Raw genomic sequence first — 20,836 nt, 5'->3', positions numbered from 1 at the left:
AGTTGATCAATCGTTGTCGGGCAATGAAACGCCAACGCCCGCATCCGTTGTCGCCCTCGATTTCATTGTTTTGCGGCATACCGATCGCGCCATTGCGCCCATTCCAGATAAGCCTTCGCCACATGCTGCAAACGCTCATCAGGATGTTGAGCGCACTTCGCCATGAAGCGGGGCAGGCGACGACACCGGTCCACATATTCGATGGCCCCCAACCAAAAGGCGGAAGGCGTCAGGTTCATGTTGTCGCTTTGTACAAGCTCGATGGGGGCCCAAGGCTCAAGCGCCAGGGAAAGTTGACGCGATAGCTTCGCAAAATCTGACGAGGATTGGCTGGCGCTGGTCAGTGCCAGCCGAATGGGGACGCGCCACTCAGGGTCATCACTCACTATCCCGAGGGTAAGTTGAGCCAGTGTCTCACCTCTGATTTCTTTTCTGAACGAGCCAAGTACCGCTTCTGCAAACGAGTCGGAAAACTGGCCGAGAATCATCCCCAGTCTCAATCGGTTTTCAAGCCGGGCAATGAAGTCCTGGGCAAAACTGTTGAACAGGGCAACGTTACCGCCCAGTTTTTGTATCGAGTGGGCAATGGCGTTGAAGAATTCAGGTGTTGGCTGGAATATTCCCGCCAGCACTTGCCGTGGTGCTGCGGCTACTTGCCGGACGGTGTTTATCGCCTTGAGTGAGCTGATCCTGAGATATTGAGTCGCATTGGTGATTTCCTCTCTTTTGTCGATCCAGCGTGAGGTGTCGTGATTGAGGGTCAGTTCGAGATGATGTTGCGGGTCAATGATTGCCTGAAAATAAATATTCTCAAGAATCGTACCGGTCAGAAATGGGTTGTTGGCGTTGCTCAAGCCTTCGACCTGTTTGTTTATCACTTGCGCCAGGACATTCAACATGGCACTTGATTGAGCCGGGTCGATTCGACGCAGAACCCCCGCCAGGAGGTAGTGATAAGAAAGGTACTGATCGGGTGAAGAAAAAGTTTCTTCGTTGATCGGTTTCATCTCATGCCATCTTCCTGACTGAAAAATGGCGGTTGCGTACCAATGTCCAGGCGTTTGATTGGGGACGAGTTCGTTCCACATGTCGATTGTCTGCGACACCTGACCCAACCGGATCTGTTCATTTGCGCGCGCCGTCATCCATACCGTGCGGCGAACCTCGGGCAGCAGCCTGGCATCGGCGATGGTCAGTTTTCGCTTGAGTTGATCAAGGATCAGGACGCGCTTTGCGGGGCTGAAATCACCCACAGAGTGAACCAGGCGTCCCAGCGATAATCTGCTCGCCGTTCTGACCAGCCGGTCTGCCTCGTCCGGACCGGCAAGTGTAATGGCATGGTACAGCGCCTCGGCTTGGTCTTCGTCCGAACGGTCAGCGCCGGCATACCATTGCACGGCCGCCTCGTGAACGGAGCGGATCTTGTCACTGTAAAGTGGGTCGGCATTCATCATGTCAAGCATCACGCGCCGTATCTGGGGTACATGCATAAGCACCCCATCACGCATTTCGACCAGCCAGACCTCTCGAGAAAGCTTATGAAATATATCGTCGGCGCTCTCAAGTGAAAGCTCACCCAAATCACAGGGTATGGCCAAAATATCTTTGATGAGTTGAGGCGTCACCTGTCGGAGTGCGAGCCCTGGGTGAGCCAGTTTTCTGGCTTGCGGGTCAACGATATGATCGAGGAAGCGTTTATAAAGAATGCCTTGGCAGATGATGCTGCTGACGCCTCTGAGTTCAGTATTCGCACCCTCGAGAAAAGACGCCTGCGCATCTTTTGACAGATTGTTGAAGTAACGGGCCGCCAGTTTGAGTGACAGCGGAATGCCGCCAACGATCGCGGCCAGTTGACTGGCAGCTTTTACCGGTACGTTGAGTGATCTGAGGAGTGCGCTGCTTTCATTGTTATTCAGGTGTTCGAGTTTGATCGAATCATTGACGATCCCACGCTCTCTGGATGAAACCGATGCGCGCCCGCTGATAATGACGCCAACGGCGAGACTCCATTCATTTTGCACAGAACTTAGCCAATCCAGAATGCGATTGAAGGGCGCCTCAGCGTCAGCGCGGTCGTAGTTTTCACGCTGCCACTCCTCAAACGTATCGATCACGAGAATCAAGGCGCGCTTGTCGATGCGATAGAGTTCGATGATGTCTCTCGCCCGCCAGTCGAACTCAGAGCCCTGCCGCGAAAAGGCTTCAGTGCCGGCATCGACTGAAGCCTTGGAGTGTTCGCCACGCTCAACACGTTCACGCCCGGTCTGCTCGCGAAGTTGTTCAAAGGCGTCACTGGCGGCGGGTACGATCTGCCCCATCTGGCGCGTTAATTCAAAAGAGAGTTCCAGTTCCGCACCGATCAGGAACGCTCGACGATCGAAGTCGAGATAGACCATCATTGGTGCAGAATTGTCTTCAAAGGACCGGATTGTCAGTGGGCGCAGAGCCGCCGCCAGTAATGTCGATTTACCAGAGCCACCAACGCCCGTGATGGACAGTATGGAAATCCGGCTCTCGGTGGTGAGTGCGCTGGCAAACGCGTGAATCCGGGAGATTTCCGCATTTCGGCCAAAAAAACCATCCTTGAGCAGGTAGTCGTATGAACTGAGCAATGATGCCAGATACGCGTCCCGTCGCAGGGCTTTGAGCTGCGGCTCGATGTTGGGCCTCACGGGCAGGGCCCAGGTCAGCGCTTGCAAGTCTGCATCAACATTGGCGGGCAACAGCAAGGTCGGTGAGGTGTCGCCCCTGAGGGTCTGGCGCAGGGTTTCGCCGCTCCGGTCAGTGGCGATTGCTGAGGCCTTCTCCACCAGTGCCTGAAGCTCACTGGGATCGAGGTTTTTCAGAATCTGGGTTCGCCGATCGCTCTTCAGCGTCCAGAGCCAGGAGTTTTCGCCAAGAGTACGATCAAAGCTCGGGGCCAGTTGGTCGAGCAATTGATGACTCAATGCGGGAGGGTAGCCCGCCACCAGATCCTGGGGGTGCAGGGCGCCGGAGAGTGCCGCGTCCCTTTCGATCGAGGCAATCAGGTCAGCATCCAGAGGCACAGGTACCGTTGATTCGGTCGTCGGTAGGCTGTCGGATTCCAATTCTCGTTTGAATAGTGGATAGCTGGCTGTGGCTTGTCGCTCGGATGATCCGGAAGACGCGTCATCACTCTTCTCTTGCAAAGCCTCACGGGCCCAGACACTGATCGGCTCACTCAGTCCGATAGTGGCGTGGGCTGATACTTCCGACGATTCAATGAGTGCGTCCGGCGACACCCCCGTCGATTCGGCGAAAGCGTTCCGCTCGGAAGGCGAGCGGCTGCTCCAGGCGCTTTTTAATACTGCCCCTAACAGCTCAAGTTGCATATCGTCGGTTGAGAAGGTCATCCGGTTTCACCTTGTGGGGCCGCGTGAATATAGGGATCAAGCAGGCTGCGGATGGTCGTTGCCGCAATGCCGACTACCGCGATCGCCCGGGCGTAAGGTTCGCCGGGCGGTTGAGCACGGAGTGTCTGAGTAATAAAAGAGCTCAGCATCAGCGGCATTCCTTCCGGAGGATCAAAGCCGGGGGGCGCAAGGGTTAACCAGAGATGCTCAACGATTTCTGTGATTTGAGGTGCGCTGGAGAGTATTTCGAGGTACCTGGTGTCTACCGTGCCTTTCCATCCGATAAGCACCAGTTTCAGATGAGAGGCGGATTTTAGCCCGCTGATCAGGCCTTCAACCACTTGAGAAATCGCGGCTGCCGAGGCGTCACAGATTTCCAGTCCATCAAGCACGATCCACAACGGTTTGTCGGCAGCCGCCTGTTCAATTTCCCGAAGCAATCCCGGCAAGAGCTCATTCTGCAAGTTGCGAATGACGGTGGTCAGTCCAGACGTTTCCAGGACGGCGCCACTGGAGGATGTTCCCAGACTGCCCAGGATCCTTTGTACGAACTGCGGCACGCTGTCCGTCTGCATATTGCGCACATCAAGTGATGTAATCCGGCATCCTGCTTGCTGGGCAAGTTCCGCCAGAATGCAACCGGTAAACGTCTTGCCCGAGCGTGGCGGTCCCTGGATCACGAAGAGTTGCTCATTGGACTGTGTCGCATCCGTCATGGTCCGCCATGCCCGGGCTTGCAGCAGTTTGCGCCCGAACACCGGGGTGCGAACCCGGTTCTCATCCAGTGCATGGGTCAAATAAGGCGTCGGATCAATGTCCTTGACCTTCAACAGGTGATCGACGCTATCTGCCCAGGCATAGATGGGGACGGCACGATTTCTCTGCGGCGTCGTCGTGATGACCTTCGGCCCCGCTTGGTGCAGCGCCACTACGCGCCATTCGGTGTCGAAACACGGCGCTCCAGAGGAGCCGCCATCGGTATTGGCGTTATGGAGCCAGCGCAAGGGCGTCGGTTCACCCAAGTAATCAGTCACCGTTCCTATCGACCAGAGCAACCCCATGGGTGCTCCCATGGGGTTACCGGGGTGGTGCAGAATATGCACGCCCGTCTCTTCCCTCAATGAGGCCCGTCTCATGCGATGTCCGGACAGCCCGGCGCGCGGCGGTGCGCTCAATCGCACCAGGGCCAGATCCCAAGGGCCATCCGGGGCCGCTATGCCCACCGTACAATCGATTGCGTACGTCTCATCGCTTTCATTCGGTGCGGGCGGACTGTAATGGATCAGCCATTGTTGATGAAGTGAAGCTGTGATCGGCTTCGCCGTTTGCACGGCACCGTCTGCGAGCAAGTCATCGGCATCAAAGAAAGTGATTTCCAACCGTTTGAGGCTGTCGGGAGTGGACTGCCCAGTTTCAGTCAACAGCCGTGCAATCACGTGTCCGGCGGTAGCCACTACATTAGGTCGGATAAGGATGCCCGATCCCCGGTGCTTGCCATCTATGGCGATACGGCAAACATGGTCGCACGCCTGCATCAATCGACGTCCACCAATGAGCGCGTTCTGTGGTGTCCACTCACCGTTGACGTAAGACTGAAAATTGAAGCCGGTCCCGAGCAGGGGCGCGGCGGCGTCATTCAGTGAGTCGCTGGTGACCCCGCTTTCGGCAAGCCGATTGAGCAAGGCGCGCAAGTGCCCGCCGCCATACGCCAACCAGTATGCCTGTCGCAGAAAACTGTGGCGATCGCTCTCCACCTCGGTATGGAGGTGATAGTTGTACTTCCCGCGAAATTCGTTCCAGACAGTCAGAACGGTCGACCATTCCCCGTTCGTTGCATCGGCAAGCGCGACGAATCTTGGATCTGTGATTTGGGTCATCTTTACGCACCGTTTTACCGTTTACGGTTTGCATTCAAGCCATGCAATGGCTGTTGCGTTCATACGGCAACGTCGCGGGCCACCAACGCTTCACGCAGGCTGCGCTGATCGGGAATGGTTTCGGCACTGAGGCAATCTGCGAGCAGATGCGCCCAATTGGCCCGCGCCCCTTGCCAGGTCCCGCCGTAGTGCAAGCCGATCGCATCAAGTGCACCGGCGCCTTTGATAAGGGTGAGCGGGGAGCCGGAGTTGCCATTTATCGTGGTCGCATCATGGGTCAACGTCCAGCCGGGCGCGCTGTCGAGCATTCCGGTGAATTCTCCGGGAGCCAGGCGTTTCGAGCCGCTATCCCCCTCCAGCAGCCGGGCGATGACCGTTTCGTATTGTGATTGCAGTACCTGGGGGGCGAATCGCCTCCAGTCGCCAGAGAAACCGACTGTCGCCAGCACCATACCGTCGGTGACGGGATAGGCAGGCGTGCCGATCTTCAGGAACCGCTGGGACAAATCTTCAGACAGTGTCGATTTCGACAACTCCAGTACGGCCAGGTCCAGCTTGCCGTGATCGACGGGTTGGGCGATGGGCGCTGCCCCGGCAAACACGATGCTGCGGACCTTGCGGCGATCGTAACTGGGGCGTCCCTTGTATTCCCGGCCAAAATCGACATTGACGTGGTCTTTCACGGTCATCGTCTGCCCGTCGAAATGAGCGATAAGTTGTGCGACATGGCGATTGGTGATTGCCAGGGTAGGTGAGATCAAAAAGACGCTACCGATCCCGCTTTCACCTATCTCCACCCGCCCCACACAGGCGGCAAAGTCAGCGAGTGATTCCTGAAACGGACTCAGCGTGGTCCTCCATTGGCTGGTGCACCAGGAAGAATCGAAGTCGATACGGTCCTCCTTCAGAAGGAAGGAAGGACGGGAACCGTCAAAGGAGACAATAGCTTCAAGTGAGGCGTATTCATCATCGGTAGGCGCGCGCTCGTCTTGCGCGAGGACGCTCGCGGCTTCCTTGCTGCTGACCTCAATCTTGTCCACGGTATCGAGCAGCGCCTGGTCTGCGCCGAACTGCTGGATGACAATGCGGCGCATGCGTTCTTTTGCCAGACGAATGCGATCATCGAGTGCAATAAAGTTGGCGTCCGATTCCAGGCTGGCTTCCAGCGTGCCGCCCGCCACGGTTCTGTCGAGTTGCAATTTTCGGCGCCAGGCTTTTTGGCGGACATCGTTTGACTCCATTATCGCGTTCCTCCGCTATGTGTATTTTGGTCGACGGGAAAAACCACATACGAAGAGTAGATAAATTTTCAGCAACTTCCTGTGAGTTGTACTAAATACTTTCAGGCGCTCATCAATATATTCAGCAGCGGCTTGAAAGGAGTTAAGTCATGTCACTTCGTGTTCGTGCTCCCGCCCCTCCATCTGAGTTGGAAAGCGGAGCATTGCCAGAGCCGCCAGACGGGTGGGCCACCCGTCTGGCCAAGTTGATGCCCGCTGAGGCGCTGGGCCTCTACGGCGCGGCCGCTGCTTTGGTTCCGGGCGTCTCGGCAGAGCTGACGGTCGGCTCCAGAATTAAAGTGTTGTGGGGCGTGGCTATCGTTTGCCTGCTTTTTTCGGCGGCTATTAGATGGCAAGCCACAACGCAGAATGGTAAACCGCAAATAATAGCTATCGCGATTTCGTCTATCTCATTTCTTATTTGGCTGATGGCACTGGGTCCTCCTAATTCGCCCATACAACTTTCTAGTGGCTTCGCTTTTGTCGGGCCGCTTATCGCGGTTTTATGGGCAACTATTGTTTCTTATTTCTATCGTGGTGATTAAACGTTAAAGCGATTTATTGATAGGTGGCTATCTTTGATGTTGCCACTTTAATTGCAACCCAAGAAAAAAGGCCATTCCCAATGAATAACAAAGAGCAGTGGCGGCAAAGGTGCAGCGAAGAAATTGGCAAACCCTATATCTGGGGGGCTGAAGGTCCGGATGCCTACGATTGCTCGGGATTTGTCCAGTGGGCATTGCGCCTCCTGAATATGGATCCTTCAGGAGACCAGACCGCCGAAGGCCTCTACCGTTTTTTTTCAAAGGGTCGAAGTCGCCCGGTAGAGCCTCAGCAAGCCGATCTGGGCGATCTGGTTTTTTTCGGCACCGAAGATGCAATCACGCACGTAGCCCTGGCATGGGGTGTCGCGCAGATGCTCGAAGCCGGCGGGGGCGGGCGCAAGACAACCAGTGCCGCGATTGCCAGGCAACAAGGCGCCGCCGTCAGGATACGTCCGATCAACCGACGCAAGGATCTTGTGGCGATTCTGCGTCCTGACGGGCTGCAGTGGCAGGGGAATGCAGAGCTCGAAGCCGTATTTGGGTACGGTCGATACACCGATGCCCCACCCCTGACTGAGTGGCTCGATGATGGGCGGCATATGCAATTGAAGCGTCCATTCGGTTACGTTCAGGAAAATGGTAACGAATGGCCCGTACCCACCAATGCCATCGTTGATGGCGCGTCTATTCCCAGGGTGTTCTGGTCGCTGATTGGCGGGCCTTTTGAAGGGCTTTATCGCAACGCCTCGATCGTCCATGACTTTTACTGTGACGAACGTTCACGCCCATGGAGGCAAACCCATCAGATGTTTTATGACGGCATAGTGTGCAGTGGTGTCGAGGAGGTCAAAGCCAAAATCCTGTATTACGCCGTGTATCGATTTGGTCCGCGCTGGTCTCTCGGGCCGGCAGCCATGCTGGATCGATTCGAGGCGGTGGGAGAGTTCGAGCAAGTGTCGGCGCCACTGCCGGCGGAGGCATTCGACCCTGCCAGTTTCGAAGCCGATGCATCCTTTATCATTAAGGCAAATCCTGATCTGGACGCCATCGAGCTATTGGCGAATGGACGCAGTGTTGTAAGCGTTGATGAGCCACCGGAGCTGCAAGCGCTGTCGTTAGAAGCCGCCGCATTGGCGGACCGCAGACCGTTACTGGAAAGGTTGGTAAATCTTCAGGAAGGAACGGCGGGCCTCACTGTCGATGCTGGCGAGGGCGATCTGTTGAGCCGTTACAACCGATTCGTTCAGGATCCGGTTCAGGAGGGCGAACTGGAAGCTGCGCCGCTGCTCGAAAGTCTGAAAAGCGAATACGAAATGCTCTACGCCAGTTGTCAGATTCGCCCGGAACACAAAGGTGAGGTGGCCTGGCACCGGCAGAAGTTACTGCAGTATCGTGCGTGTTATGAGTCGGTTGCGGCCAAGACAGGCGCGCCGTGGTGGTTTATCGGGATTGTTCATGCGCTGGAAGCAAGCTTCAACTTCAATGGCCACCTTCACAATGGCGATCCTCTGAGCGGCAGGACAATTCAAGTGCCCAGAGGCCGCCCGCCAGTGTGGAACCCACCCAATGACTGGGAGTCCAGCGCCATTGATGCGATCAACTATCAACGTTTTGGCGGTCTGACGGATTGGGACCTGGCCAGTGCGCTGTATCGTTGGGAGAGTTACAACGGTTGGGGATATCACCCTAAGGGTATTCATTCTCCTTACTTGTGGAGCTTTTCGAATCACTACACCAAAGGGAAATTTGTGCAGGACGGGAAATATGATCCCGATGCCGTCTCCCGCCAATGCGGAGCAGCCGTCATGCTGCGTGCCTTGCAGGATGCAGGGATAGTGACGATCTAGCGAGCGACTGACACTGAAGAGTTTCGCTGATCGTTATGCAAACGCCGCTCAGTGAGCGGCGTTTTCGTCGACGAGGGGTAGTGTGCTACTGACGTAGATCAAACCGGTCCAGGTTGGTGACCTTCGTCCAGGCCGCCACAAAGTCCTTAACAAACTGCTCCTTCGCATCCGAACTGGCATACACCTCAGCCAGCGCCCTCAACTGCGCATTGGAACCAAACACCAGATCAACCCGCGTCGCCGTCCACTTCACGCTGCCGGTGTTACGGTCGCGCCCCTCGAACTCATCCGCATCCCTTGAAGTCGGTTTCCACTCCACGCCCATGTCCAGCAGGTTAGTGAAGAAGTCATTGGTCAGCGCCTCGGTCTGCGAGGTGAACACACCATGCCGGGTTTGCCCGACATTGGTATTCAACACGCGCAAGCCACCCAGCAACACAGTCATTTCCGGCGCGGTGAGGGTCAGCAGTTGCGCCTTGTCGATCAATAGCGCCTCGGCCGACACGGTGTATTTGCCCTTGCTGTAATTGCGGAAACCATCGGCGATCGGCTCAAGGAAACCGAATGAGTCAACGTCAGTTTGCTCTTGCGAGGCGTCCGCACGTCCCGGCGAGAACGGCACCGTGACCGAATGGCCGGCGTTTTTCGCCGCTTGTTCGATCCCGGCATTCCCCGCCAACACGATCAGGTCTGCCAGCGAGACTTTCTTGCCAGCGCCGCCGCCATTGAACTCGTTCTGAATGCCCTCAAGGGTTTGCAGCACGTTGGCCAGTTGCTCAGGCTGGTTGGCTTGCCAGAACTTCTGCGGCGCCAGACGCAGACGACCACCGTTGGCGCCGCCACGCTTGTCTGAACCGCGGAACGTCGAGAGTGCCGCCCAGGCGGTGGAGACCAGTTGCGACACCGACAAACCCGAGGCAAGTACTTTGCTTTTCAGCGCAGCCGCGTCGCTGTCGTCGATCAACGGGTGAGTGACCTCAGGAATCGGATCCTGCCACAGCAGTTCTTCGCTCGGCAGTTCCGGGCCGAGGTAGCGAGACAGCGGACCCATGTCGCGGTGGATCAGTTTGTACCAGGCACGGGCAAACGCATCAGCCAATTGATCTGGATTGGCGAGGAAGCGCCGCGAGATCTGCTCGTAGGCCGGATCGAAGCGCAACGCCAGGTCGGAGGTGAGCATGGTCGGCGAAAGCTTTTTGCTCGGGTCATGGGCATGCGGAACGGTGCCGGCACCGGCGCCGTTTTTCGGAATCCACTGGTGGGCACCGGCCGGGCTTTTACTCAGCTCCCACTCGAAGCCGAACAGGTTCTCCAGATAATTGTTGCTCCACTGCGTCGGCGTGGTGGTCCAGGTCACTTCGAGGCCGCTGGTGATGGTGTCGCCACCCTTGCCGGTGCCGAACGCGTTGCGCCAGCCGAGGCCTTGTTCTTCGAGGCCGGCCGCTTCCGGCTCCGGTCCGACGTTATCGGCAGGGCCGGCGCCGTGGGTTTTACCGAAGGCGTGACCGCCCGCGATCAATGCCACGGTCTCTTCATCGTTCATGGCCATGCGGCCAAAGGTTTCGCGGATATCGTGAGCCGACGCGACCGGGTCCGGATTGCCCTCAGGGCCTTCGGGGTTTACGTAAATCAGGCCCATTTGCACCGCAGCGAGCGGGTTTTCCAGATTACGTTCGCCCTGATCGGTGCGGCTTTCTTCCTTGCCATGCAAATCCGGCTCGGCGACCAGCGTGCCGTCACCGGGCTCCTGCATGGCGGACTTGTCTTTGCCATAGCGGCTGTCACCCCCGAGCCATTCGTGCTCGGAGCCCCAGTAGACATCTTCGTCCGGCTCCCACACATCGGGGCGGCCACCGGAGAAACCGAAGGTTTTGAAGCCCATGGACTCCAGCGCTACGTTCCCGGTGAGAACGATCAGGTCGGCCCAGGAAATATTGCGTCCGTATTTCTGCTTGATCGGCCACAGCAGGCGGCGAGCCTTATCGAGGCTGACGTTGTCCGGCCAACTGTTCAGTGGCGCAAAACGTTGCTGGCCGGAGCCGGCGCCACCACGGCCATCGGCGGTGCGATAGGTCCCGGCGCTGTGCCACGCCATGCGGATGAAGAGGGGGCCGTAGTGGCCAAAGTCGGCCGGCCACCAGTCCTGGGAGTCGGTCATGAGCGCGTTGAGGTCTTGTTTCAGGGCTTGAAAGTCGAGGCTCTTGAAGGCTTTGGCATAGTCGAAGTCCTTGCCCAACGGATCGGACTTGGGCGAGTGCTGACTCAGGATTTTCAGGTTGAGTTGATTCGGCCACCAGTCACGATTCGTCGTACCACCACCGGCGGCGTGGTTGAACGGGCATTTCGATTCGTTTGCCATGTTCGGGTCCTTATCAGGTCTGCTACGGCCGGCTCGTGCCGACTTCGGACTAGTAAGGCTAGACCCGACTTGGAGAGTCAGCTAATAGGCCGACTATTGGGGGCTGATAGGCAGGCTCTCTCAAGAACGGTGTTGGAAGTAAGCAAGGGTTTTGTAATTTCGAATGTGTCTTAAAAACTGTCATTTATGACAGTTGGCGCTTTGCGCGCCTGAAAATACTATCCAAGTCGAGAAACTTCATCAACGTTCAACATAGAGATAAACACGATGCTCAGCGAAGAACAGAAGCAGAAGAAAGAGCTAGTCGGAAATACAAAGGCCACTGGGACTTTTGATGCTACAGATGGTGCTGGTTGGACCCTCAAAAGTACCCAGGTGCTTTTCATTTCCACTGCCTATCAAGAATTCTGGGCCCTAGGTCTGGATCAGTTCACCCAAAAACTGAATTCGGTGATTTTTGCAATTCCTCAAAGCGTTCCAAGTTATACCCCCTATACAATCCGTGTTGGCGATCGCGAGTGGACGCAAAAATGGGAGGTCGACATTGAGGGGGAAACTTATCCGGTCGAGTCGGGCTGGGTAACCGTAGAGTTGAGCAATAGTAAAAAAACTATCAAGGGAACGCTGGAATTTATCCTGAAAGAAGATCGAAAAATTACCGGATCTTTTCATATTTTCAGCTAGCTGATTGAAACAGGGCGTAACTACGCCCTGTGTTCTCATGGATAGGAATGAATCAACTGGATTGCGGTGCGTCATCCTCAGGCATCTCATCCAATAGATCATCCTGCCCCGGCAGTTCAGTGATCACACTGAAATCCGTCACTTCAACCGCACCCAATCCATACCCCAGCAAATGGAAAGAAAACGCTTTGCGCTCTTGCGGGTTGTCGAAGCTGAAGTTCATTTCCAGCGGCTGGTCGGCGGTTGCCACCATCTCCTGCGGCAGGCCGATCTGCACGTCCTGTTCAAACTCCTTGGCCTTGAGCTGAATGTACGCGGCCTGCTGCGGATCGACCGAGCGCACGGTCAGGCGCACGCGGGTGTGCGAGCCTTTGGGCATTTCCAGGTACTGCGCGCCAATCAGATTGTCGGCCCAGTCATCGTTGATCTGCGCTTGCAGCGGGATGACGTTGGTGCTGCCGAACTGATAGCGGTGATTGAGCGGCGTGCGCAGCAGCGACAGATCGAGGGCGTTGGCGCGGGCTGCGATCTGCCGGGCCGGGTGGCCGCTGTAGTTGCCTTTGTAAGTAGCGCTTTCGGCGATGAAGCCGGCGCTTTCGTAATAGCGACAGCGACGCGGCATATCGCACTCGGAGAAGATCCCCTGACCGTTGTGATAGCGCAGCTTGCCGTTGGTGAACGACATGATTTCGCGGCCGCTGTCGTAGTCGCGAAACAGCGAACGGCCGCTCAACGCGGAAGGCACCGGCAGATCGAAGTAGTCGAGGATCGAGGTGCTCAGATCGACGTGGCCATACACGCCTTTGTTGAGCCGTGGCAGTTGTTCATGCTCCGGCGCCAGGGTCAGATTGAAACCCCACGACGAGGCCAGTCGCACACCGTCGATGCCGTGGGATTCGTCCGAGGTGATCACCACCAGCGTGTCTTTCAAAACGCCCTGACGTTCGAGACCGTCGAGGAACTGTTCCAAGGCATCGTCCAGGTAACCAACGGCGGCCTGTTTCGGCGTTTCGTAACGCTCGAGGTATTCTTCGGGCGCGGAGTAGGGCTGATGGGTGCCGACAGTCAGTAGCGTCAGCATCCACGGCTTTTTCTGCTTCTTCAGTTGGCCGACATAGTCCAGCGCACCTTCGAAAAACGCCTTGTCATCCTTACCCCACGGGAACTCCAGATAGTTGCTGTTGCTGAACCATTCCAGACCATGGGTCGCATCGAAACCGATGTGCGGCATGATCTTGTCTTTGGCCATGAAGCGCAGCCCGGCACCTTGCAGATAGTGCGTGGTGAAGCCGTGTTCACGCAGTTGCGCCGGCAGGCAGGCCTGATTGCGCTCGTTGAGGGTGAGCATCTCCACGCCTTTGGGCGTGCCGTTGTTGAGTTTGTCGTAGTCACCGCAAAGCATGGCGTACAGGCCGCGAATGGTCTGGTGCGTATGCAAAACGTAATCCGGGGTGTTCATGCCGCGCTCGGCCCAGCGGCTGAGGTTGGGCATCAGGTCTTCCTGATAGTGGCTGCCAATGGCCTCACGGTTGGCGCGGATGTAAGCGCCGGGAATGCCTTCGAGGGCAATGATCAGCACGTTGCGTGCTTGCCCCGACGCGGCCAGCAGTTTCTGCCCGTTGAGGTCGACGTCGGTGAGTCCGGCCATGGCCGGCGCGGGTTCTTCGACATCGCCGTCCAGCCATTCTTCGCCCCGAATCTGCAGATCGGCGACCTCGGTGGCCAGCAACTGGTGCGGCAGGTTGTATTGGCGCCACGGGTCCGCTTCGCTCGGCCACAGATTCTGCGCGCCCCAGTGCGCGGCGAACAGCACCAACGGTGCGCTCCAGACCGCGCGGGGCAGGGGCGGACGCGGCACGCCACGGCCGGCAAACTGAGTCAGCAGCCAAAACAGCAGGGCCAGCAGCAAGGTGATGCCCAATGCCGGATGCGCCATTCCGCCACCGGTGGAATTTTCCACGAACTGCGGATCGATCAGGTAATGAATGTCCGAAGGCGTCGGCAGACGACCGACGGCGCTGACCAGTTCAGCGGTCGCCACCGCCAGCAATCCCCAGAACAGTAACACCGGCAGGGCCAGCCACCACGCCCGGCGATGCAGCAACACCACCAACAGGCTGCCAAGGGCCAGATCCGACAAATAGCCCAGCGGTGCCGACCAGCCCAGTGCCGCACGCAGGCACACAGGCACAACCAGCACCAGCAAGATCAGCGAAAAGAGGCGGGCATACGGCTGCCGCAACCGGTTAAAAAGAGCGCTCACAAAAAAACACCTTCCAGCCATTAAAACGTCATAAAAGTGTGCGCGATGATACCAAGGGTGGGCTGTCTGATCGCCCTTTTAAACGCTCAACTGATGCGCTGGCGCGGTGCCTTCTGAAGGTGCTGGAATGTCTGCGGCCCTGACCGGGCCTCGTGTGGCAGGGCAATCGGCGATATTGCTGCGGGTGGATTTATTGTTTCAGGCTGTTTAACCCATCATCCGCCAACGAAGATCCAGTGTGGGAGCGAGCTTGCTCGCGAAGGGGATCCTTCAGTCGACAGAGCTTTTGGCTGTGCCGACGCTTTCGCGAGCAAGCTCGCTCCCACATTTGATGGGTATGCAGACCAGGCAACCCGAATGAGCCTTTGATCCGTAAAAACTGCATTTGCGAAACGTTGCGATTTACAATGCTCGACCTCTGTTGGAGATCGGCCTTCGTGGACGTCCTCACACAACTGCTTGCTCAGCTTGAGCGATGGGTGATCACCCCGGTCACCACCCAATTTTTCGGCCTGTTCGACCTCAATGGTCGCCTCGGCGTGGTTTTTCTTTGTGCTTCGTTCAGCATTGCCTACGCACTGTTCCGCTTTAGAAAGTCGCGCCAGCTGACCGAAGCGCACACCGTTTGGCAATTCATTGGCGGCCGGCGCGTGTTCGGCCATCGTTCGGCATGGCTGGATTACCGCTACTACTTCATCAAGGCCGTTCTCAAAGTGGCGCTGGTGCTGCCGTTGGTGGCCCTGGTTGACCCTTACATTCTGCGGTCCCGCGACTATCAACTGTTTCTCACGCAGCTCTGGGGCGCTCGCGAGCAAGTGCAGAATCATCTCTGGATTGCATCGCTCTACGGATTCGGCGTGTTCCTGCTCAGAGACTTCCTGCATTACTGGATTCATCGCGCCTTTCACTCGCGCTACCTGTGGGGCTTTCACAAGGTTCATCATTCCGCACCCGTGCTGGTGCCGGCCACGGCGAGCCGGATTCACATCGTCGAAACGGTAGTGGAAAGACTGGTGATGACGGTCGGGCTCGCGGCGTTTGCCGGCGTGGTCTGGTACGCCTGTGGCGGGGAAATCAGCCGCTACACCCTGTTCGGCGTGACCTGGCTGATGTTGATCGTCAACAGCCTGGCGGCCAATCTGCGCCACAGTCACGTCTGGCTCTCGTTCGGCCCGACGATCGAACATGTGCTTAACAGCCCCGCTCAGCACCAGATTCATCACAGCGATGCGCCACGCCACCACAACAAGAACTTCGCCACCAATCTGTCGATCTGGGACTGGATGTTTGGCACGCTTTACCTCACCACCCCGACACCAGAGACGTTGCGCTTTGGCACCGGCGAGGCAGACCGCGAACGTTACCTGACGCTGTATAGCCTGACCGTCATGCCTTTTGTCGACGTCGCCCGACGCTTTCTGCCCGCCAGGCGTCCCCGTGCTATCGATATGCGATAAAGATATTTAATTTCTATTTTTTATAGCGATAAAGTCAGACCTTTCAGCAAACCACCCCATGCTGCGAGGTTGTCATGGTCACACCGTTCAAACGTTCCGCACTGACTCTGTTGGCCGCTTCTCTGGCCGCGAGTGCGTTGTTCAGCACCGGCGCTCAGGCTGAAGGCAAGATCAGCATCGCCCAGCAATTCGGCATCGGTTACCTGATTCTCGATGTGGTGCGTGACCAGAATCTCATCGAAAAACACGGCAAGGAGCAGGGCCTCGACATCAAGGTCGACTGGAACAGCATTTCCGGCGCCACCGCGATGAACGAAGCGCTGCTGACCGGTTCGCTCGATGTAGTGTCTGCCGGTGTACCGCCGATGCTCACCGTGTGGGATCGCACCAAAGGCAAACAGAACGTCAAAGCCATCGCCGCATTGGGCTCGATGCCCAACTATCTGCTGACCAACAATCCGAACATCAAGACCCTCAAGGACTTCACCGACAAGGACCGGATTGCCGTGCCTGCCGCCGGTGTGGGCTTCCAGTCGCGCACCTTGCAGATCGAAACCGCCAAGGAGTTCGGTGACGCGCAGTACAAGAAATTCGACGACATCTCAGTCAGCCTGCCGCACCCCGATGCGACGGCCGCGCTGATTGCCGGCGGCTCGGAAATCAACTCGCATTTCTCCAGCCCGCCGTTCCAGTACCAGGCCCTGCAGAATCCCAACGTGCACAAAGTGCTGAGCTCTTATGACGTGCTCGGCGGCCAGGCGACATTCAACGTGCTGTACACCACGGAAAAATTCCACGACGAAAATCCGAAAACCTACAAGGCGTTTTACGACGCTTTGGCCGAGGCCGAGAAGATCATCAAGGCTGACAAACCGGCGGCGGCTCAGGCGTACATTCGTGTCGAACAGTCGAAGCTGCCGCTGGCCCTGGTCGAGCAAATCGTCAAAGACCCGGAAATCGATTTCACCGTGGTGCCGCAGCGCACCTTTATCTACGCCGAGAAATTGCAGGAGCTGGGCGTGCTGAAGAACAAGGCCGAGAGTTGGAAGGATTATTTCTTTGAAGAGGCGCATGGCGGCGCGGGGAGTTGATAGAACAGGGGGCAACGTGTGTTGCCCCTTTTTTCATTCAAGGTTCGCCATCATCAAAAATGCTTTCAATCGGCATCTCGAACGCCCGGGCAATCTGAAAGGCCAATGGCAGACTCGGATCGTAGCGTTCGTTTTCGATGGCGTTGATGGTCTGGCGCGACACGTTCAAGCGCTCCGCCAGATCAACCTGCGACCATTTGCGCTCGGCGCGCAATGCCTTGAGACGATTTTTCATTGGTAGCGGCGTCGCGCAATTTGCAGGCCGACAATCCACATCAGCCCCATCACCGGCCACACACACGTCCATGGAATGTGCGGGGCGCCGACGTTTTCGAGAAAACCGTAGCTGAAGGTCAGCAGTGCCGAGGCGGCGAAGGCAAACCCCAGGGCTTCGAACTGGATGCGCAGATGCATTTCGTCCATACGCCGCATATTGCGCACGATGGCCCAGCACATCAGTCCCGCCGGAATGATCGGCGTCAGTGCGACGGCCGAGCGCAGCACAATGGGGGCGTCCATCAGGTATTGCGAGGCAATCAATGAGGCTGTCAGCACCAGCATGTAGATGATTAATGCTGCGCCCAATTCGAGGTAATACCGGTTCATTCTTCACTTCCTATGTAAAAGACCCTTTACATGGTCGCCGAAGATTTGTCCGATGTAAAGCACGCTTTCCATTCGGCTGTTAGCCTCGAACAGACTTATGCCGGAGGTTTTTCGCGCAGGTCTGCAGCTTAGGGGCGCGCTTTCTGGACAGCGTATTAACCACTCAGTAGCATTCGACTCCAACGGATTATCCCTTCGCACGTCGTCCGACGTGGAACGCTCAAGGAATCGACATGCGCGACACCCCCATTGACCAAAAACGAACGGTCGTGACCCAGGTCAACGGCGAGATTCACTATGAAGCCCAGATCAGTTTCAGCTCCACGTCGCTAGTCGATGGCGACATTCGGGTGCATCGTGCTGAAGGCAATCAGCTAGACATTCCGGTGGCCGGGGCGGACTTCGCTTGGCGCATTGATCTGGATGGGGTGCATAGAGTACCGGTGACGCAGGCAGCGGTTGAACCGGAGGAACCGCTGCCTGTCGATGACAGTTTGAAGTTGTTCAACTCGAAAACCGTGTGGATCACACTGGCGCTGTGGTTCTTCGTCAGTTCGGTGTTCGGTTGGCTGGGGATTGTGGCGGCAGGCGGATATCTCGGTTACCAGTGGCGTGAGGTGGAAAAGCGCAAGGAACAGTTGGCCAAGGCAACCGTCGTTGAAGCCGTGCCCCGTTCCGGCTCGGGGATGTCACGAGAAAGTGTGCGCAGGGCATTGGCCCGCAAGCGTTAATTCGGCACAGATGAAAAACAAAAAAGGGGCGGTCTGATCATCGATCAGGCCGCCCCTTTTTTATTGCCGCTCAGTCAGATCAGTGCATTTTGCTGTGATCGTGACCTTCCATGTTGGTCAGCGCGCGAACCGGCGCTTTGACTTCGATGGTCTCTTTTTCGCCTTTGGCGTTTTCCACGGTCAGGGTCAGCGGCACGCTTTCGCCTTCCTTGAGCTGACCGGTCAGGCCCATCAGCATCACGTGGTAGCCGTTCGGATCAAGCTTGACGGCTTTGCCGGCCGGCAGCTCGACGAACTTCACCGGGCCCATGCTCATGACGTCGTTCTTCATGGTCATTTCGTGGATCTGCACGTCTTTGGCCACGGGCGTCGCGACGCTGAGCAACTTGCTGTCGGTGTCGGCGGTGAGGGTCATGAACGCGCCGCTGGCGGATTGGGTCGGCACGGTGGCACGCACCCAGGCGTCATCGACCGTGGTCTGCGCAGATACCTGGAACGCCAGACCCAGCAGGGACAGACCGATGACAGCGCGTTTGATGTGGTTCAGAACAGGTTGCATCAGCAAACCTCCATAACAGTAAGCAAATCTTCCGTGCATTGTTCTGCCGAAAGCGAGGTGGACAGACCCAGGCGCAAGCCGCCGTTGGAGTCGTAAACGTAACTGGTGGCGGTGTGCGAGATGGTGTAGGTGTCGCCGGCCGGGACTTTCTCGTAGAACACGTCGAATTCCTTGGCCGTGGCTGCCGTTTCCTCGAGCGTGCCGTACAGCGCAACGAACGTCGGGTCGAAGGCTTTCATGTAGGCGTCGAGGATTTCCGGCGTATCGCGTTCGGGATCGAGGCTGATGAAAATCACCTGCAAACGGTCGCCATCGGCGCCCATCAGCTTCTTGATTTTCGCCGCGCGGGCCAGGGTGGTCGGGCAGACTGCCGGGCACTGGGTGAAGCCGAAGAAGACCATCGGCATCATGCCGCGAAAGCTCGACAGCGTCATGGTTTCGCCGTCGGTGTTCTTCAGTTTGAAGGTGCGCCCCATGATCTTGTTACTCAGATCCTTGCCGTACTTGTACGACAGTTGGCCGCGGGTGTCGCAGCCGGCGAGCAGGCCTAGCCCGAGCACGCCCATTCCCGCAAGCACCTTGCGGCGAGTCAACAAAGCCGTCATCTAATACCGCCTTTTGCAGCCCGTCAGTCAGCAGGACTGGCGGGGGGTTAACCGTAAAAGCGGCGCATGATACCAAACTGAGACCAGACGACGGCTGCGGATCGCCGTGCGGTTTGGGATAGGGCGACAAAAGGTGTAAGAAAAAGTGACGAGTGCTTATTGCACGCGCGGTTCATCTCCCCGCCAGCCACCGCCCAGCGCGGTGTACAGGTTGACCTCGGCGACCAGCTGCGCGAGACGGTCGGTGATCAGACCCTGTTGCGAGCTGAACAGCGAACGCTGCGCATCGAGGAACGTCAGGCTGCTGTCGACGCCGTTCTTGTAACGGTTTTGCGCCAGGTTGTAGTAGGTCTGAGTGGCCTCGACCAGATCACGCTGCGCCTGCAACTGCTGCTGATAGGTGGCGCGCGCCGCGAGCCCGTCGGCGACTTCCTGAAACGCGGTCTGGATCGACTTTTCGTATTCGGCCACCGCCACGTCTTTCTGCAACTTCGAATAATCCAGACTCGCGCGCAGACTGCCGGCATTGAAGATCGGCAGGCTGATCTGCGGCTGAAAGGTCCAGGCGCCAGAGCCGCCGCCGAACAATCCGGACAGATCGCGACTCGATGTCCCGGCATTCGCCGTCAGGCTGACACTGGGGAAAAACGCCGCCCGTGCGGCGCCGATATTGGCGTTGGCGGCTTTGAGTTTGTACTCGGCCTGCTGGATGTCCGGCCGACGCTGCAGCAGATCCGAAGGCAACCCGGCGGGCAGTTGCTGCACCAGATCACTGGCCAGCGGACGGGCGGGCAGGGCGTCCGGCACGGGTGCGCCGACCAGCAAGGTCAGGCTGTTCAAATCCTGCGCGACCTGACGCTGATAACGCGCCAGATTGGCCCGTGAGCTGTCGACGCTGGTCTTCGCTTGCGCCTGTTCCAGCGCCGACGATTTGCCGGCCTCGCGGTTGCGGGTGGTCAGATGCAGGCTCTGTTCATCGGCGACGAGGGTGTCGCGGGTCAGCTCCAGCAGCTCCTGATCGGCGCGCCAGGTCAGGTAGGCGTTGGCGACGTTGGCCACCAGACTCAGCTCGGCACTGCGTCGTGCTTCTTCAGTCGAGAGCCAGGTCTGCAGCGCCTGTTCGCTGAGGCTGCGTACGCGACCGAAGAAGTCCAGCTCATAGGCGCTGATGCCGAGGTTGACCGAGTACGTCGAATTGATCAGCGCTTTGCCTTGGGTCACGCTCGGCGGCATGCGTTGGCGCAGTTCATTCGCGCTGGCCGACACCGCCGGCAGCAGGTCGGCGCGCTGAATGCGGTATTGCGCCTGAAAGGCTTCGACGTTCAGGGCTGCCACGCGCAGGTCGCGGTTGTTGACCAGCGCGCTTTCGATCAACTGTTGCAGCGCCGGATCAGTGAACAGCGTGCGCCAGTCCTCGCTGCTCGTGGCTGGCTGCGTGGCTGTTGGATACTGCGCGGCGATGGGTGAAGCGGGGCGCTGGTACTCGGGAATCAAGGAACAACCGCCCATCAGCATCGCCATGGACAGCAGGGAAAGTCGCAACGTCAACATCGAACTG

Annotated in this window: 16 protein-coding genes; 6 read left to right on the top strand and 10 right to left on the bottom strand. The window is 57.6% G+C overall.

All coding sequences use genetic code 11. From position 1 onward, the window contains the following. Positions 1-62: 62 nt before the first annotated feature. Genes ACIF4X_RS04815 through ACIF4X_RS04805 form a run of 3 tightly spaced genes read right to left on the bottom strand, consistent with a single transcriptional unit; the run spans position 63 to position 6,492 of the window. The gene (locus ACIF4X_RS04815) at positions 63-3,374 is read right to left on the bottom strand and encodes an ATP-binding protein (RefSeq protein ID WP_397481168.1); all 3,312 of its coding nucleotides are present in this window, start codon (positions 3,372-3,374) and stop codon (positions 63-65) included. Continuing rightward, positions 3,371-5,251: a trypsin-like peptidase domain-containing protein gene (locus ACIF4X_RS04810; RefSeq protein ID WP_397481167.1), complete on the bottom strand. Its 1,881-nt coding sequence runs from the start codon at positions 5,249-5,251 to the stop codon at positions 3,371-3,373. Before ACIF4X_RS04810 ends, ACIF4X_RS04815 begins: the two co-directional genes overlap by 4 nt. A 59-nt stretch (positions 5,252-5,310) precedes the next feature. After that, positions 5,311-6,492, bottom strand: coding sequence for a trypsin-like serine peptidase (locus tag ACIF4X_RS04805; protein ID WP_397481166.1), 1,182 nt, complete (start codon positions 6,490-6,492; stop codon positions 5,311-5,313). Between the two features lie 149 nt (positions 6,493-6,641). On the opposite strand from ACIF4X_RS04805, the gene ACIF4X_RS04800 reads away from it, so the two are divergent. Together ACIF4X_RS04800 and ACIF4X_RS04795 are read left to right on the top strand one after the other, a co-directional pair. Then, positions 6,642-7,076, top strand: coding sequence for a hypothetical protein (locus ACIF4X_RS04800; protein WP_397481165.1), 435 nt, complete (start codon positions 6,642-6,644; stop codon positions 7,074-7,076). An 80-nt stretch (positions 7,077-7,156) separates the two neighbouring features. Beyond that, a complete protein-coding gene (locus ACIF4X_RS04795; RefSeq protein WP_397481164.1) occupies positions 7,157-8,923 on the top strand; it encodes a DUF1353 domain-containing protein in 1,767 nt (588 codons plus the stop codon). A gap of 85 nt (positions 8,924-9,008) precedes the next feature. Here ACIF4X_RS04795 and katG read toward each other — a convergent pair whose 3' ends face one another. Further along, positions 9,009-11,282 (bottom strand): catalase/peroxidase HPI, encoded by a 2,274-nt coding sequence (gene katG, locus ACIF4X_RS04790; protein ID WP_397481163.1) that lies wholly within the window; start codon positions 11,280-11,282, stop codon positions 9,009-9,011. A 267-nt stretch (positions 11,283-11,549) separates the two neighbouring features. On the opposite strand from katG, the gene ACIF4X_RS04785 reads away from it, so the two are divergent. After that, entirely contained in the window at positions 11,550-11,966 is a 417-nt protein-coding gene (locus ACIF4X_RS04785) for a hypothetical protein (RefSeq protein ID WP_397481162.1), read from the top strand. A 52-nt stretch (positions 11,967-12,018) separates the two neighbouring features. Here ACIF4X_RS04785 and ACIF4X_RS04780 read toward each other — a convergent pair whose 3' ends face one another. Beyond that, positions 12,019-14,229, bottom strand: a complete 2,211-nt coding sequence (locus ACIF4X_RS04780; protein WP_397481161.1) for an LTA synthase family protein — start codon at positions 14,227-14,229, stop codon at positions 12,019-12,021. Between the two features lie 437 nt (positions 14,230-14,666). On the opposite strand from ACIF4X_RS04780, the gene ACIF4X_RS04775 reads away from it, so the two are divergent. Together ACIF4X_RS04775 and ACIF4X_RS04770 are read left to right on the top strand one after the other, a co-directional pair. Further along, the gene (locus ACIF4X_RS04775; RefSeq protein WP_397481160.1) at positions 14,667-15,686 is read left to right on the top strand and encodes a sterol desaturase family protein; all 1,020 of its coding nucleotides are present in this window, start codon (positions 14,667-14,669) and stop codon (positions 15,684-15,686) included. A 74-nt stretch (positions 15,687-15,760) separates the two neighbouring features. Further along, the gene (locus tag ACIF4X_RS04770) at positions 15,761-16,777 is read left to right on the top strand and encodes an ABC transporter substrate-binding protein (protein ID WP_397481159.1); all 1,017 of its coding nucleotides are present in this window, start codon (positions 15,761-15,763) and stop codon (positions 16,775-16,777) included. A gap of 37 nt (positions 16,778-16,814) precedes the next feature. Here ACIF4X_RS04770 and ACIF4X_RS04765 read toward each other — a convergent pair whose 3' ends face one another. Both ACIF4X_RS04765 and ACIF4X_RS04760 read right to left on the bottom strand, forming a co-directional pair. Continuing rightward, positions 16,815-17,012 (bottom strand): helix-turn-helix transcriptional regulator, encoded by a 198-nt coding sequence (locus tag ACIF4X_RS04765; RefSeq protein WP_397481158.1) that lies wholly within the window; start codon positions 17,010-17,012, stop codon positions 16,815-16,817. Then, on the bottom strand, positions 17,009-17,383 hold the full coding sequence (locus ACIF4X_RS04760; RefSeq protein WP_102899169.1) for a hypothetical protein: 375 nt from the start codon (positions 17,381-17,383) through the stop codon (positions 17,009-17,011). The genes ACIF4X_RS04765 and ACIF4X_RS04760 overlap by 4 nt, the downstream gene beginning before the upstream one ends. A gap of 233 nt (positions 17,384-17,616) precedes the next feature. Between ACIF4X_RS04760 and ACIF4X_RS04755 the strand changes: the two genes are divergently transcribed. Continuing rightward, complete coding sequence (locus ACIF4X_RS04755) at positions 17,617-18,114, top strand: hypothetical protein (RefSeq protein WP_397481157.1); 498 nt, start codon at positions 17,617-17,619, stop codon at positions 18,112-18,114. 79 nt (positions 18,115-18,193) lie between these two features. Here ACIF4X_RS04755 and ACIF4X_RS04750 read toward each other — a convergent pair whose 3' ends face one another. The 3 genes from ACIF4X_RS04750 to ACIF4X_RS04740 all read right to left on the bottom strand — a co-directional run bounded on the left by ACIF4X_RS04750 (position 18,194) and on the right by ACIF4X_RS04740 (position 20,829). Beyond that, positions 18,194-18,673: a copper chaperone PCu(A)C gene (locus ACIF4X_RS04750; RefSeq protein ID WP_397481156.1), complete on the bottom strand. Its 480-nt coding sequence runs from the start codon at positions 18,671-18,673 to the stop codon at positions 18,194-18,196. Beyond that, the gene (locus ACIF4X_RS04745) at positions 18,673-19,278 is read right to left on the bottom strand and encodes an SCO family protein (RefSeq protein WP_008079652.1); all 606 of its coding nucleotides are present in this window, start codon (positions 19,276-19,278) and stop codon (positions 18,673-18,675) included. Before ACIF4X_RS04745 ends, ACIF4X_RS04750 begins: the two co-directional genes overlap by 1 nt. A 156-nt stretch (positions 19,279-19,434) precedes the next feature. Then, complete coding sequence (locus ACIF4X_RS04740) at positions 19,435-20,829, bottom strand: efflux transporter outer membrane subunit (protein WP_397481155.1); 1,395 nt, start codon at positions 20,827-20,829, stop codon at positions 19,435-19,437. Between the last annotated feature and the right edge of the window lie 7 nt (positions 20,830-20,836).

It is taken from the genome of Pseudomonas sp. NPDC085632 (genome assembly GCF_044541255.1).
GTDB lineage: Bacteria > Pseudomonadota > Gammaproteobacteria > Pseudomonadales > Pseudomonadaceae > Aquipseudomonas.
This window is presented reverse-complemented; position numbering and strand designations above follow the sequence as displayed.